Origin of the sequence: Promicromonospora sp. CA-289599, from assembly GCF_050936155.1 — a bacterium.
Taxonomy (GTDB): Bacteria; Actinomycetota; Actinomycetes; order Actinomycetales; family Cellulomonadaceae; genus Promicromonospora.
On sequence record NZ_JBNJNI010000001.1, the window covers coordinates 5,963,360 to 5,976,369 of the forward strand.

The window sequence follows — 13,010 nt, forward strand, 5'->3', positions numbered from 1 at the left end:
TGACACACTGTGCCACTCGCTACATGCTGTGCAATATGGACACCACCTCCCCCAGGATCATCGTCATCACGGGCGCGAGCGACGGGATCGGCGCCGCCGCGGCCCGGCTGCTCAGCGCCGCCGGCCACCGCATCGCCGTCGTCGGGCGGTCACCGGAGAAGACCGCCCACGTCGCGCGCGAGGTCGGCGGGAAGCACTTCGTCGCCGACTTCACGGACCTCGCCGACGTGCGCCGACTGGCCACCGAGCTCGACGACGCCTACCCGCGCATCGACGTCCTGGCGAACAACGCCGGCGGCATCCTCGGCGGCGACCGCACCAGGACCGTCGACGGCCACGAGCGCACGCTCCAGGTCAACCACCTCGCGCCGTTCCTGCTGACCAGCCTGCTCCTGGACAAGCTCCTCGCCAGCCACGCCTCCGTCATCCAGACGTCGAGCGTGGGCGCCCGGCTCTTCGGGCACCTCGACCTCGACGACCTGGGCCACGACCGGGACTTCACCCCGCACCGCGCGTACGGCACGGCGAAGCTCGAGAACATCCTGTTCACCACCGAGCTGCACCGGCGCTTCCACGACCAGGGGCTGTCGGCGGCGGCGTTCCACCCGGGCGGCGTCGCGACCAACTTCGGCGCCGAGAGCACCAGCTTCTTCCGGCCGCTCTACCAGAGCCGGATCGGCAAGATGGTCCTGGTCACGCCGGAGAAGGGCGCCGCGCAGCTGGTCCGGTTCGCACAGACGCAGCCCGGCGCCGCCTGGCAGTCGGGCGCGTACTACGAGAGCGGCCGGGTCGCGCGCCGGGTCAACCCCCAGGCGCGCGACGCCGACCTGGCCCGCCGGCTGTGGGACCGCTCGGCGGAGCTGGTGGGCCCTCGTTGACCACAGCGGTTGCTGCCAGAAGTCGGCCCGATCTGGCAGCAACCGCTGTGGTCAACTTCGCGGATCGCCGGGTGGCTCGCCGGCGTCAGACCGTCTCGCGGGCGCCGCGGCCCGCGCCGCCGGTCCACCGGCGGCGGAACCAGCCCTCCCAGGCGTGCCCGCCGAACCGCTCGCCCGCCTCGATGAGGTCCGCGAACGAGTGGTAGCCGCCGGGCAGCCCGACGCGCAGGCGTACCGGGGGCAGGCCGGGCAGCGGTGCGGGGTCCTTGGTGCGGTACCGCTTGAGGCGGGGCAGCTCGAGCAGCTCACCCTCGCGCATCGGAACGATCTCCAGCGCGATGCCGCGCTTGTCGGTGATCCGCAGCGCACCGTAGAGCCGGTCCTTGAGCCAGCCGCTCACCTTCGCCTTGAGGTGGGCAACGGGTCCGCCGATGGTCGGCAGCTCCGGCGGCATCTCGTACGACAGGCCGACCCGGGCCGCCTGCGTCCACCGGACCAGGTCCCAGGAGGCGCCGTGCCAGAACCAGATCCCTGCCGCGTCGACGACGACGCCGCGAGGCCGGGTCACGCGCCAGAAGTTCGCGATGAACAGGACGCACAGCCCGCCGAACAGGAGCCCGAAGAAGCCCGCTATCGCCTTGGCCACGGGATCCGGGTCGGTCACCACCGCGTAGCCGCAGGCCCACCCGAGCGGTCCGGTCAGCACGATGCCGACGACGAGCGTGATCGCGCCGAGGCGTCCGAGGTCGAGCCGGTGCGCGTCCGGCGAGAAGACCGGTTCGGCGGCCCGCGCCGGACCGCCCTGCGCCGGGCCCATCATGTCCTGGTTTGTCACCCGGGTGATCGTAGCGGCCGAACCGGTAGCACGGACTGCTTACGCGCGCTCCTCGCCCGGCTCCGCAGCGGCTTGGCCGAGGGCACCCTCGGCCGCCGCACCCTCGAGGAGGTCCGCGAGCGCACGCAGCTTCTGCGCGACGCCCTCGCCGAGCGGCGTCAGCGCGTACTCGACACGTGGCGGGATGGTCGTGACGACGTCGCGCGTGACCATGCCGTCGCGTTCGAGCGCCTGCAGCGTCTGGGACAGCATCTTCTCGCTGACCCCCTCGACCCGTCGGCGCAGCGCATTGAAGCGGTAGCTCCCCTCGCCGAGCGCGAGCAGCGCGAGTGAGGCCCACTTGGAGGTGACGACCTCGAACGCGGCGCGCGAGCCGCAGTCGCGCGCGAAGACGTCCGCCACCAGCTCCTGCGCGGGGCTGTCGGATTCCAGGTCGGTGGTGCTCACGGACCCAGGGTACCGCGCACGGCGGGAATGTGGTGTACTTTCGATTCGTTAGTGCTTCCTGCTAGCAACTACCCGAGCAATGGAGAGTGTCATGACCACCTACGCCGTCACCGGAGCCACCGGGGGCCTCGGCCACCGCGTCGTCGAGGAGCTCCTCTCCCGCGGCGTTCCCGCCTCGGACGTCGTCGCGATCGTCCGCACGCCCGGCAAGGCCGCGGACCTCGCGGAGCGCGGCGTCCAGGTCCGCGAGGGCGACTACGCCCGGCCCGAGACCCTTCCCGCGGCGCTGGCCGGGGTGGACCGCCTGCTGCTCGTCTCCGCGAGCGAGCCGGGCACGCGCGTCGCGCTGCACAGCGCGGTGATCGACGCCGCGAAGGCCGCCGGCGTGGGGCGCATCGCCTACACAAGCATCCTCAAGGCGGGCAGCACCTCGAACCCGCTCGCGGGCGAGCACGAGGGCACCGAGGGGGCGCTGCGCGCGTCCGGCGTCCCGATCAGCATCCTGCGCAACGGCTGGTACTACGAGAACTACACCGGACAGCTGGGCCAGTACCTCGAGCGTGGCGAGATCGCCGGCGCCACCGGGGACGGCAAGATCTCGGGTGCGGCGCGCGCCGACTACGCCGTCGCTGCCGCAGCGGCGCTGCTGACCGACGAGGGCGACGAGGTCGTCCACGAGCTGGGCGGGCCCGCGTTCACCCTCGCCGACCTCGCCGCGACGATCAGCGACGTGACCGGCACCAAGGTCGCCTACCGCGACCTGCCGGTCGACGAGTTCCAGGCCGAGCTGCAGCAGGTCGGGCTCGACGCCGGCACCGCGGGCTTCGTCGCCGGGCTCGACGCCTCGATCGCGGCGAGCGACCTCGAGACGGACAGCGACGACCTGACCCGCCTCCTGGGCCGTCCCGCGACGTCGCTCGCGGACGCGGTCCGCGCCGCGCACTCCTGACCCCGCCGGGGGGGTCGGCAGTTCGTCAGGTGGTCGGCACCCCGGGCTGCCGACCACCTGACGAGCTGCCGACCACCCGGCACCTGCACAATGGGCACATGCGCGGAGCAATCATTCATGGCCCTGGGGACGTCCGCTTCGAGGAGCGGACCGACCCCGTCATCGTGGAACCCACCGACGCCGTCATCCGGACCGTCGCCGCCTGCGTGTGCGGCTCGGACCTGTGGCGCTACCGCGGGATCTCCCAGGTCAAGCGGCCGACGCCGATCGGGCACGAGTACGTGGGCGTCGTCGAGCAGGTCGGTGACGCGGTCACGACCATCCAGCCCGGCGACTTCGTCGTCGGCGGGTTCCTGCACAGCGACAACACCTGTGCGGTGTGCCGCAAGGGTATGCAGGCCAACTGCCTGCACGGCGGCGGGTTCGACGGCTGCCAGGCCGAGAAGATCCGCATCCCGAACGCGGACGGCACCCTGCTCGCCACCCCGGGCGAGCCGGACGCCGACCTGATCCCGAGCCTGCTGAGCCTCTCCGACGTGATGTGCACGGGCTGGCACGCGGCGGTCTCCGCCGGCGTCGGACCGGGTTCGAGCGTCGTGGTGGTGGGCGACGGCGCCGTCGGGCTGAGTGGCGTGCTCGCCGCGGCGCAGCTCGGCGCGACGACGATCATCGCGATGAGCCGGCACGAGTCGCGGCAGAAGGTGGCGAAGGAGTTCGGCGCCACCCACATCGTCGCCGAGCGCGGCGAGGAGGGGCTCGCCAAGGTCCTGGAGCTGACCGAGGGCATCGGCGCGGACGCCGTGCTGGAGTGCGTGGGCACCGAGGAGGCCCGCGCGCAGTCGGTGGGGCTCGTGCGCCCCGGCGGCATGATCGGCCTGGTCGGCGTACCGCACGGGGACCTGCCCACCGACACGCTGTTCTGGGGCAACAAGGGCATCCGCGGCGGCGTCGCCCCCGTGCGCGAGTACCTTCCGCACCTGCTGGACCTGGTGTGGAAGCGCGAGATCGACCCGGGCAAGGTCTTCGACCTCACCCTGCCGCTGGCCGAGGTCGCCGAGGCGTACCGAGCGATGGACGAACGGCGCGCCATCAAGGTGCTGCTCCAGAACTGATCCCTGCGGTTCGGGAGCCGGGCCCGATGACCATGCAGCTGCTGCCAGACCGATCCCGGAACTGGCAGCAGGTGCATGGTCATCTCGCGCCGGTGGCGGACGGCGGGTCAGTCCGCGAGCGCCGCCGTCAGGTCGACCTCGACGAGCTGGCCAGGGAACCCGAGGACCGCGACACCCAGGAGGGTGCTCGCGGTGGTGAACGCCTGCGCGAGCGGGCCGTCGTTCAGCCGCTGCCAGACGGCGGAGAGGTCCCCACGCTCGCCGCTCGCCACGTAGATGACGGAGCGGACGACGTCGCTCGGCGCGGCCCCGGCGGCCGACAGAGCGGCCAGCGCGTTGGCCGCCACCTGGTCCGTCTGCGCCAGGAGGTCGCCGGGCCCGACGAGGATGCCGGACTCGTCGAGCGGGCACTGGCCCGCGAGGTAGGCGGTCCGGCCCGACTTGACGATGGTCACGTGGTGGTAGCCCGGTGTGGGGTGCAGGCCGTCGGGCTGTACTCGGTTGATCTGCATCGCCGGAGTGTCGCAACGTGCCGCTGCGCGATGCGACCTTTTTCGCGAAGTCCGGACGGGAAGTACCAGGCTGGTCCCGTCTCCGAGTCGTGGGACCATGGTCGCGCGAGTGGAACACCCCGTCCGTTTCGGCGAAGCGAGAATGATGACCGAGCACCAGTCCGAGCCCGCCGGGACGACCATGTCCGCGCCTGCGCCGCACGAGCTGCGCTCCGACGCGCGCGACAACCGCGAGCGCATCCTGCAGGTGGCGCGCACGATCTTCGCGGAGGACGGCATCGACGTCCCGATGCGGGAGGTGGCCCGCCGCGCCGGCGTCGGCCCGGCGACGCTGTACCGGCGGTTCCCGACCAAGGAGGCCCTGGTCACCGAGGCGTTCCGGGAGCAGATGGCGACCTGCAACGCGCTGGTCGACGCCGCCGTCGCCGACCCGGACCCGTGGCGCGGGCTGCGTACCGTGATCGAGCAGGTCTGCGCGATGCACGCCGAGGACCGTGGCTTCACCGCCGCGTTCGTCTCGGCCTTCCCGCAGGCCGTCGACTTCGCCCAGGAGCGCAGCAGGGCCCTGCAGGCGCTGTCCGGGCTCATCCGCCGGGCCAAGGAAGCAGGTGGTCTGCGCCGCGACTTCGTCCTGGACGACCTCGTCATGCTGATCATGGCCAACTCCGGCATCCGGGCGACCTCACGCGAGGCCGTGGTGGCCGCCTCGCGCCGGTTCGTGGCGCTCCAGCTGCGGTCCATCAGCACGCGGCCCGACGACGGTCCGCTGCCGCCCGCCGTCCGCCTCCCGCTGCTGGCCGCGCTCCGCTGAACCTGAGAACCGGGACAGCCGTCAGGGCTTGAGCGCCCGGCTCTCGCCGAGAGCCCCGCGCACCTCGCGCACGATCCGCGCCATCGCCTCCTCGGCGCCCGGGCCGTCGCCCCTGGCCACCGCGGCGGCGACCGCCTCGTGCGCGTCGAGCGCCTCGGGCTCGGGGTAGGCGGGCATCAGGCCCAGGTGGGTGCGTCCGGAGATGACGACGGCGACGACATCGGCGAGCGCGCTGAACAGCTCGTTGCCGCTGGAGCGCAGGAGGAGCTCGTGCATCTCGATGTCGAGCGCCAGGAACTCCTCGCCGCCACCCTTGCCCGCCTCGCCGAGCTCGCGCATCCGGCGCGCGATGCCGACCAGCTCGTCGCGGACGGCGGCCGTGGCCGCGCGCGCGGTGCAGGCGGCGGCGAGCGGCTCGACGGCCTGGCGCAGCTCGGTGAGCGAGCGCAGCTGCGAGGCCCGGCCGGGACCGGCCAGCCGCCACTCGATGACCCGCGGGTCGAGCACGTTCCACGCGTCGTGCGGCAGGACGACGATGCCCACGCGCGGCCCGGAACGGACCAGCCCGGCGCCCTCGAGGAGGCGCATCGCCTCCCGCGCCACGGTGCGCGAGACCCCGAACTCCGCCCCTATCCCGTCCAGCGTCAGCGACGCCCCGACAGGCAGCTCGCCTGCGGTGATGCGGCGGCCCAGGGCATCGAGGACGGGGCCGTGCAGCACTGGCGACATCCTCCAAGAGTAGGGCGCTCTGCGGTCAGGCTCCGCGGCCGTGCTCGGTGCGGCGTTCGTTCGCGGCGTCGGCGGCCGCACTACCCGATCTTTATTGGTGACATGAATCACGCGCCAATGGTGTTATCAATAAGTGAGGATGGGGAGATGGACACAGACGTCACCGAGACAGCGAAGTTCTCGGCCCAGCCAGCCAGCGGGCCGCTCAGCAGCGCAACGGGCAGCAGCGGGACGGACCGCGCACCCCGGGCGATCGTCGTCATGGGCGTGGCCGGATCGGGCAAGACGACGGTCGCCGCGCTCCTGGCCGGACGGCTCGGCGCCTCGTTCGCCGAGGGAGACGACTTCCACTCCCCCGCGAACGTCGCGAAGATGGCCGCCGGCCACCCCCTGGAGGACGACGACCGCTGGCCGTGGCTGACCGGGATCCGCGACTGGTTCGCGACGGAGCTCGCAGCAGGCCGGAGCGCCGTCGTGCCGTGCAGCGCCCTGCGCCGGAGCTACCGCGACCTGCTGGAGACCGCCGGCGACGTTCGGTTCGTGCACCTCACCGGCTCCTACGACCTGCTGCGCGAGCGCATCCAGGGCCGGGCCGGGCACTTCATGAAGCCCGAGATGCTCGACAGCCAGCTCGCTGCCCTCGAACCCCTCGGGGACGACGAGCCCGGGTTCGCCGTCGACATCACCCCGCGGCCGGACCAGATCGTCGAGGAGGCCCTCCGCCTGCTCAGGGGGCCTCGGTGAGGCGCAGCAGCAGCTGGGCCAGCCGGAACCGCGCTCGCCCGTCGAGGGACCGCGGGTCGTAGCCGAGGTCGTTCGTCAGGGCGTCGTGGCGGGCCTGGAGCGTCGAGTGGTGCATGCCCAGCGCCGCCGCGGCGGCGCGGACGCTCTCGGCGGACGCGAGCTCGTCGAGCACCGCCCGGGTGCGCGCGTCGAGCCGGGCCAGCGCTACGACGTCCGGCTGCTCGGCGGCCACCGGCTCCAGCGCGCTGACGGCGGCCAGCACTATCCCGAGGGCGGCGGCGTCCACGACGGCGTCGCTCCCGGGAAGCAGCCGCAGCGCGAGCACCGCCGTCCGGAAGGACTCGGGGAGCTCGTCCGCACGGAGCGGGACACCCACCCCGGCGGGGCCGGAGACCTCCGCGTCCCGGTCGAGGACCACCGCCCGCACCAGGCCGTGGGGTGTGGCCACCACGGTCGACGGGCCCGTCCCTGCCCGCCGCTCGACCGGGTGGGCGAGCGGCCGCGCCACCACGCGGACGAGGCGCGCGGGATCGAGCCGGAGCCGCGACAGCGCGACCCGGCGCTCCTCGACGTCGCGAGCGGCGTCGAGGGCCGTCTCCAGCGCGCTGTCCGCTTGGCCCGGGCGGCGAGCGCCGACGACGTCGACCGCGAGCGCCAGCCGTTCGATGACCATCTCGTCGTTGGCGTGCGGTGAACCGTCCCGCTCCAGCCAGACCCTCCCGGTGCTGACGGGGCGGGTCGGCCAGCCGGGCAGCGGGCCGGCGGAACCGGCGTCGTCGGCAGGCTGGTCGCCGTCCGGCCCGATGCGGTGGGTCCGCCGGCCGTCGAACGCACCGGCGACCGTTCCGCTGAGCACCGCCGCGCCGCGCAACAGGGCCTGGAGGCCTACGCCGCCCGCGACCAGCACGTCGAAGTAGGCCACGACCTTGAGGGTCTCGCTGGCCTCAGGATCGAGTGCGGTCAGACGTCCCACGAGTTCTTGCATGAGTTCGCTCCATCGCGCGTGTGGGACAAACCCTAGGCGATGCTCACACGCCGAGTGCTCGCGCCACCCACGAGTCCCGTGCCGCGCGCGCCGCCTTGGCCAGCACGCTGTGCGGCGCCATCATGTCGAACCCGTGGAACCCGCCGGGCCATACGTGCAGCTCGGCCTGCACGCCCGCGGCCCAGAGCGCCGTCGCGTAGGCGACGTCCTCGTCGCGGAAGACCTCTGCGCTGCCGCAGTCGATGAACGCGGGCGGCAGCCCGGACAGGTCGGCGGCTCGGGCCGGCGCGGCGTAGATCGAGACGTCGTCCGTCCCGCGCCGGTCGCCCAGGAGCGCCGACCAGCCGGTGACGTTCGAGCCGCGGTCCCAGACGCCCACCCCGTCGATCTGCCGGGTGGAGACCGTCTGGTCCCGGTCGTCGAGCATGGGGCAGATCAGCACCTGCCCGGCCAGGGCGGGGCCGCCCTCGTCCCGGGCGATCAGGGCGACACCCGCGGCCAGGCCGCCGCCCGCGCTGCCGCCGGCGATGATCAGGCGGTCCGGGTCGATACCCAGCTCCTCGGCGTGCTCCGCCGTCCAGACGAGACCCGCGTAGCAGTCGCGCACGGGGTACGGGTCGGGGAACTCGGGGGCGAGGCGGTACTCCACGGTGACAGCTACCGCGTCGAGCTCGGTGATCCAGGCCAGGAGCAGGTCCAGCCCGGTGAACCGGTCGCCGATGATCATGCCGCCGCCGTGGGTGTGATAGATCCCCGGGCCGACACCGGTGCTGCCCTGGCGGCGCAGCACGCTCACCTGGATCTCGTCGCCGTCGTGGCCGGGGATCGTCACGTCCCGGCGCTCGACGCCCGCCGCAGCGAGCGAGTCGTCGACGCTCACGTCGAGCCCGGGCATCCCCTGGCGCAGCATCGGGATCATCTCGACGGTGAACGTCGTCGGCATCTGCTCCGACAGCAGCGTGAGCGCCGCCTCGAGCTCCGGGTCGAACGGGGGCCTCTTCAAGGTCTCGGCCACGAGAACTCCTTCGTTCTGTGCACCGCACAACGAGGACGGCGGCGCGCTCTACCCGAAGTCTCTGCCACCGGTGCCCGTGGAGGCACCCGCCGAACGGGGCGCGATGCCGCCTGATCGTCCGCCACCCGGCGGGTGCCGGTCAGCCGCGCAGGTAGGCGAGCACCGCGCGGACCCGGCGGTGGCCCGCGTCGTCGGCGGTGAGCCCCAGCTTGGCGAACACGTTGCCGATGTGCTTGGCGACCGCCGCGTCGCTCACGACGAGCCGCCGGGCGATCTCGGGGTTCGCCCTGCCCTCCGCCATCAGTGCAAGCACCTCGCGTTCGCGTGGCGTCAGGGTGTCCAGCGGCGACGAGCTCCGGTCGAGCAGCGACCGGACGATCTGCGGGTCGATGACCGTGCCGCCGGCCGCCACGACCTCCAGCGACGTCATGACGTCGCTCACCCGCCCGATGCGGTCCTTGAGCAGGTAGCCGATCCCGCCCGACGAGCCGGCGAGCAGGTCACGCGCATAGGCGTCGGCGACGTACTGCGACAGCAGCACCACCGGCAGCGCCGGGTGGTGGTGGCGGAGCTCCACCGCAGCGTCGATGCCGTCGTTCTCCAGCCGCGGCGGCATCCGGACGTCGGTGATCACCAGGTCGGGCAGCTCACCGTGCGCGCCGTCCGCCAGCACGAGCCGCACCAGCTCGTCGGCGTTGTCCGTCACGTGCACCACCTCGTGCCCCACTCGTTCGAGCAGCCCGACCAGGCCGTCACGGAGCAGGATCGAGTCCTCGGCCAGCACTATCCGCATGTCACACAGTCTCCGTCACGGTGGGCGGGGCGGACGGCGGCTGGGCTGTTCGCGGCTCGGCGGGTCGCGGCTCGGCGTCCAGCGCGGCCGTCCGTGCACGGGCCGGCAGGAGGAGGGCAACCGTCGTCGGCCCGCCGGACGGGCTGGTCACCGTCAGACTGCCCCCTGCGGCCTCGGCACGCTCCCGCAGCCCGACGAGCCCGGTCCCCGAGCCTGCGCCCGAGCCGAAGTCGGCCCCGCCGAGGCCGTCGTCGTGCACCCGGACCGTCAGCAGCCCACCGTCGCGAGCGAGCACCACCCGCGCCCTCCCCGCCTGGCTGTGCCGCGCGACGTTCGTCAGAGCCTCGCTGACGACGAAGTAGGCGCAGAGCTCGATCTCCGGGTCAAAGCGGTCCTCGACGGTGCACGCCAGAACCACCGGGACCGGCATCCGGGAGGTCAGCTCGTGCACCGCCGCCCTCAGCCCGTGGTCGGCGAGCACCCGCGGATGAATGGCGCGGACCGTCGAGCGGAGGTCCTCGAGCGCGGCCTCGGCGAGATCGTGGGCCCGCCCCAGGTGGCGGTGCAGCCGCCCGACGTCGACGCCCGCCCGGGCCAGCTCGCCGGCGTCCAGCTCGGCCGAGCCCAGAGCGATCGTGAGCGTCACGAGCTTCTGCTGGACGCCGTCGTGCAGGTCGCGTTCGATGCGGCGCAGGTCGCCCTCGAACGACCGGACCAGGCTCGTCCGCGAGGCGGTGAGGCGCTCGATCTGCCGACGCAGCTCAGGGCCTCGCGGCGCCAGGAGAGCCCGTGCCAGGGCCGCCTGCAGGAGCGCGAGCAGCCCGAGGACATAACCCACGGCGGGGATCATGACGATCGCGGCGAGGAACCCAAGGAGGACGCCGGACGAGTTGTCGACCCAGAAGGGGTCGCCGTTCATCCAGTACTGGGGAACCGTGAAGACCATGACCACGGACCACACGGCGGCTATGTGCACGGCCGCGGCGACCCAGCCGATCGGCAGCACGACAGCCACATAGGCCACCTCCCGCCAGGTCGCGGGTTCGCGCAGCCGGAACACGACGCGGCGGAACCCACCGAGCTCGGTCGGCTCGTGCGGGTCCGCGATCCGCGTACTGCCCAGCCGGCGCACCCGGCCGCGGTCGAGCCGGGCGATCAGCGGGCTGAGCACCAGCATGGCCGCCAGCAGCACGGCGAAGGCACGGAAGGACGTAGGCCACCGCATGGCCCCGCTCAGACAGAAGGCCCCCAGCGGGCCCGCGATGAGCGCGGTCATGGACGTGAACAGCCACGCCTGCGGCAGCCACCTCGAGACGAGGTAGCCAGGCCGCCGCAAGGCGAGGGCGAGACGGTCGGGTTGGCGCACTCGTTCAAGGTACCGTCGCGGATTCCAGCCCGGGATAGCGCCCGCTCGACTTCCGGGGTAGTGCCTGGTCTACCCCTGGTCTCGCCCCCGTGCCAGTGACCCGCGGGCCCGCCCCGGGTGGGATCGAAGGCATGCTGACCACCGGCCCAGAGGACCGCAACCCCGACGAGCCCCGCACCCACCGCGGCCGCTCCCACGATCGCTCCGGACGGGGCGAAGGCATGCCCGGACCGCTCTCCGCACTCGGTCCCGCGCTGGTGCTCACCGTGGCCTGGGCCGTCCTCTCGACGGCCGCCTGTCTCGTCCTGGCAGCGGCAACCCACCCAGCGACCCCCACGACCTGGACGACGACGGGGCTCGCCGCCGCCGCGATCGCCGCGGCCTGGCTGGTCGGCATCCGGGCTGCGGTGCTCCTGGTCGCCGCGACCCGGCGTCCGCACCCCTCGGTCGGAGTGCGGGCCCGCAGACCGCGCCCCGAGCTCGACGACCTGGAGGTCGCTCTGCTCTGCACGACGGCGGACGACTTCCGCGCCGACGTCGTGGAGCGCAGCATGCGCCAGAGCCACCCGCGCACCAGGGTCGTCGTCCTCGACGACTCGCGTAGCGCCGCGGCCCGGGCCACCGTGGACGCGTTCGCGTCCCGCACCGCTGCTGCCGATTCCGCTGCCGGCGGGACCGTCCAGGTGGTCCGCCGCGCCGACCGCACCGGGTTCAAGGCCGGGAACATCAACAACTACCTGCGCCATCATGCGGAAGGCGTGGACGCGGTGGTGATCCTCGACGCCGACCAGGAGATCGGCCCGGACTTCGTCCGGACGGCACTGCGACATCTCCACGCGAGCCCCCAGGTGGCGGTCGTGCAGGGTGCCATCCGCTCGCGACGAGGCAAGACCCGGTTCGTCCGGGACTTCCGCGGAATGTTCGACACCCACCTGCGCGCGATCTCGGCGGGCCGGGCCTGGTTCGGCATGGCGACCTTCGTCGGCCGGGGAGCGCTGCTCGACGTCGGCGCGCTGCGTGACGCCGGCGAGTTCCCCGAGGTAGTCGCCGAGGACGCCGCACTGACCCTTGAGCTGGCGCGTCGAGGACGCATCGTGCGCTATGTGCCGGACCTCGTCTCCGTCGAGGACGCCCCCACCGACTACACCGCTTTCACCACGCAGTTCGGCAAGTTCACCGAGGGTGCCATGCAGTTGCTTGGTAGAGGCCGCGGCAGAGGCTCCGGCACAGGCCCCGGCCGGGGCCGTGGCCTGCTCTTCGACACCCGGCTGCGCCCCGCACGACGGCTGGACGTGTTCCTGGACCTGGTCTCGCCGCTCGTCGGTACCGTCATGATGGTCGCGCTGTTCGGGTTCGCCCTCGCGGCGGCCGCCGCACGGATGCCAGGAATACCGGTCGCGCTCGGCGCCTCGCTCGGGATCCTCGGGTCAGTACCCCTGCTGCCCGAGGCGATCCGAAACGTCCGGCGCGGCGGTCCGGTGGCGGCTTGCCTGTTCCTGCTGCGCGGCGGCTTGCTGTACGCGTCCGTCGCGATCGTCACGCTGCGCGCGGTCCTGCGGGTGGGCCTCGGAGTCCGCGCGCGGTTCCTGGTCACGCCCAAGACGAACGACCACGCGGGGCTGCGCACCGCCGTCCACAGACGGCGGCCGGAGCTCGCCGCCGCTGCAGCGTCGATCCTGACGGCGGTCCTGCTCACCGGGACCGTCGCACCGGCGGGGGTGTTCTGCGTCGTGGCGGCCACCGCCGTCGGGTACTCGCTGACCGGCGGCCGCCCGGCCCGCCAGTGACCAGGCGTCCCGGCTACCTCGTTGGTCGAGCTGGTCGAGACCGGGGT

At 73.0% G+C, this 13,010-nt stretch carries 14 protein-coding genes; 6 read left to right on the top strand and 8 right to left on the bottom strand.

All coding sequences use genetic code 11. The annotated features are described in order from the left end of the window. Positions 1–35: 35 nt before the first annotated feature. Complete coding sequence (locus tag ACQEVI_RS26600) at positions 36–878, top strand: SDR family NAD(P)-dependent oxidoreductase (protein ID WP_432905255.1); 843 nt, start codon at positions 36–38, stop codon at positions 876–878. 85 nt (positions 879–963) lie between these two features. On the opposite strand, the gene ACQEVI_RS26605 is transcribed toward ACQEVI_RS26600, so the two are convergent. Continuing rightward, complete coding sequence (locus ACQEVI_RS26605) at positions 964–1,713, bottom strand: hypothetical protein (protein WP_432905257.1); 750 nt, start codon at positions 1,711–1,713, stop codon at positions 964–966. Between the two features lie 39 nt (positions 1,714–1,752). Further along, entirely contained in the window at positions 1,753–2,160 is a 408-nt protein-coding gene (locus tag ACQEVI_RS26610; protein ID WP_432905260.1) for a winged helix-turn-helix transcriptional regulator, read from the bottom strand. Between the two features lie 91 nt (positions 2,161–2,251). On the opposite strand from ACQEVI_RS26610, the gene ACQEVI_RS26615 reads away from it, so the two are divergent. Continuing rightward, positions 2,252–3,109, top strand: coding sequence for an SDR family oxidoreductase (locus ACQEVI_RS26615; RefSeq protein WP_432905263.1), 858 nt, complete (start codon positions 2,252–2,254; stop codon positions 3,107–3,109). A gap of 98 nt (positions 3,110–3,207) precedes the next feature. Beyond that, entirely contained in the window at positions 3,208–4,221 is a 1,014-nt protein-coding gene (locus tag ACQEVI_RS26620) for a zinc-dependent alcohol dehydrogenase family protein (RefSeq protein WP_432905266.1), read from the top strand. Between the two features lie 107 nt (positions 4,222–4,328). Here the strand turns inward: ACQEVI_RS26620 and ACQEVI_RS26625 are convergent, their stop codons facing one another. Continuing rightward, complete coding sequence (locus ACQEVI_RS26625) at positions 4,329–4,733, bottom strand: RidA family protein (protein WP_432905269.1); 405 nt, start codon at positions 4,731–4,733, stop codon at positions 4,329–4,331. Between the two features lie 145 nt (positions 4,734–4,878). On the opposite strand from ACQEVI_RS26625, the gene ACQEVI_RS26630 reads away from it, so the two are divergent. After that, positions 4,879–5,544: a TetR/AcrR family transcriptional regulator gene (locus ACQEVI_RS26630; RefSeq protein ID WP_432905271.1), complete on the top strand. Its 666-nt coding sequence runs from the start codon at positions 4,879–4,881 to the stop codon at positions 5,542–5,544. 21 nt (positions 5,545–5,565) lie between these two features. Here ACQEVI_RS26630 and ACQEVI_RS26635 read toward each other — a convergent pair whose 3' ends face one another. Then, a complete protein-coding gene (locus tag ACQEVI_RS26635) occupies positions 5,566–6,273 on the bottom strand; it encodes a FadR/GntR family transcriptional regulator (RefSeq protein ID WP_432905274.1) in 708 nt (235 codons plus the stop codon). A 261-nt stretch (positions 6,274–6,534) separates the two neighbouring features. On the opposite strand from ACQEVI_RS26635, the gene ACQEVI_RS26640 reads away from it, so the two are divergent. Next, positions 6,535–7,017, top strand: a complete 483-nt coding sequence (locus ACQEVI_RS26640) for a gluconokinase (RefSeq protein WP_432906143.1) — start codon at positions 6,535–6,537, stop codon at positions 7,015–7,017. Here ACQEVI_RS26640 and ACQEVI_RS26645 read toward each other — a convergent pair. From ACQEVI_RS26645 to ACQEVI_RS26660, 4 genes are all read right to left on the bottom strand, one after another. Next, positions 7,001–8,002, bottom strand: coding sequence for a hypothetical protein (locus ACQEVI_RS26645; protein ID WP_432905277.1), 1,002 nt, complete (start codon positions 8,000–8,002; stop codon positions 7,001–7,003). The two genes, ACQEVI_RS26640 and ACQEVI_RS26645, sit on opposite strands and share 17 nt — an antisense overlap. A gap of 43 nt (positions 8,003–8,045) precedes the next feature. Continuing rightward, entirely contained in the window at positions 8,046–9,017 is a 972-nt protein-coding gene (locus ACQEVI_RS26650) for an alpha/beta hydrolase (RefSeq protein ID WP_432905279.1), read from the bottom strand. 139 nt (positions 9,018–9,156) lie between these two features. Continuing rightward, positions 9,157–9,810, bottom strand: a complete 654-nt coding sequence (locus ACQEVI_RS26655; RefSeq protein ID WP_432905281.1) for a LuxR C-terminal-related transcriptional regulator — start codon at positions 9,808–9,810, stop codon at positions 9,157–9,159. A gap of 1 nt (position 9,811) precedes the next feature. Next, positions 9,812–11,176: a sensor domain-containing protein gene (locus ACQEVI_RS26660; protein WP_432905284.1), complete on the bottom strand. Its 1,365-nt coding sequence runs from the start codon at positions 11,174–11,176 to the stop codon at positions 9,812–9,814. Positions 11,177–11,307: 131 nt separating this feature from the next. Here ACQEVI_RS26660 and ACQEVI_RS26665 point away from each other — a divergent pair, with 131 nt between their 5' ends. Next, positions 11,308–12,963, top strand: coding sequence for a glycosyltransferase family 2 protein (locus tag ACQEVI_RS26665; protein WP_432905286.1), 1,656 nt, complete (start codon positions 11,308–11,310; stop codon positions 12,961–12,963). The last annotated feature ends 47 nt before the right edge of the window (positions 12,964–13,010 follow it).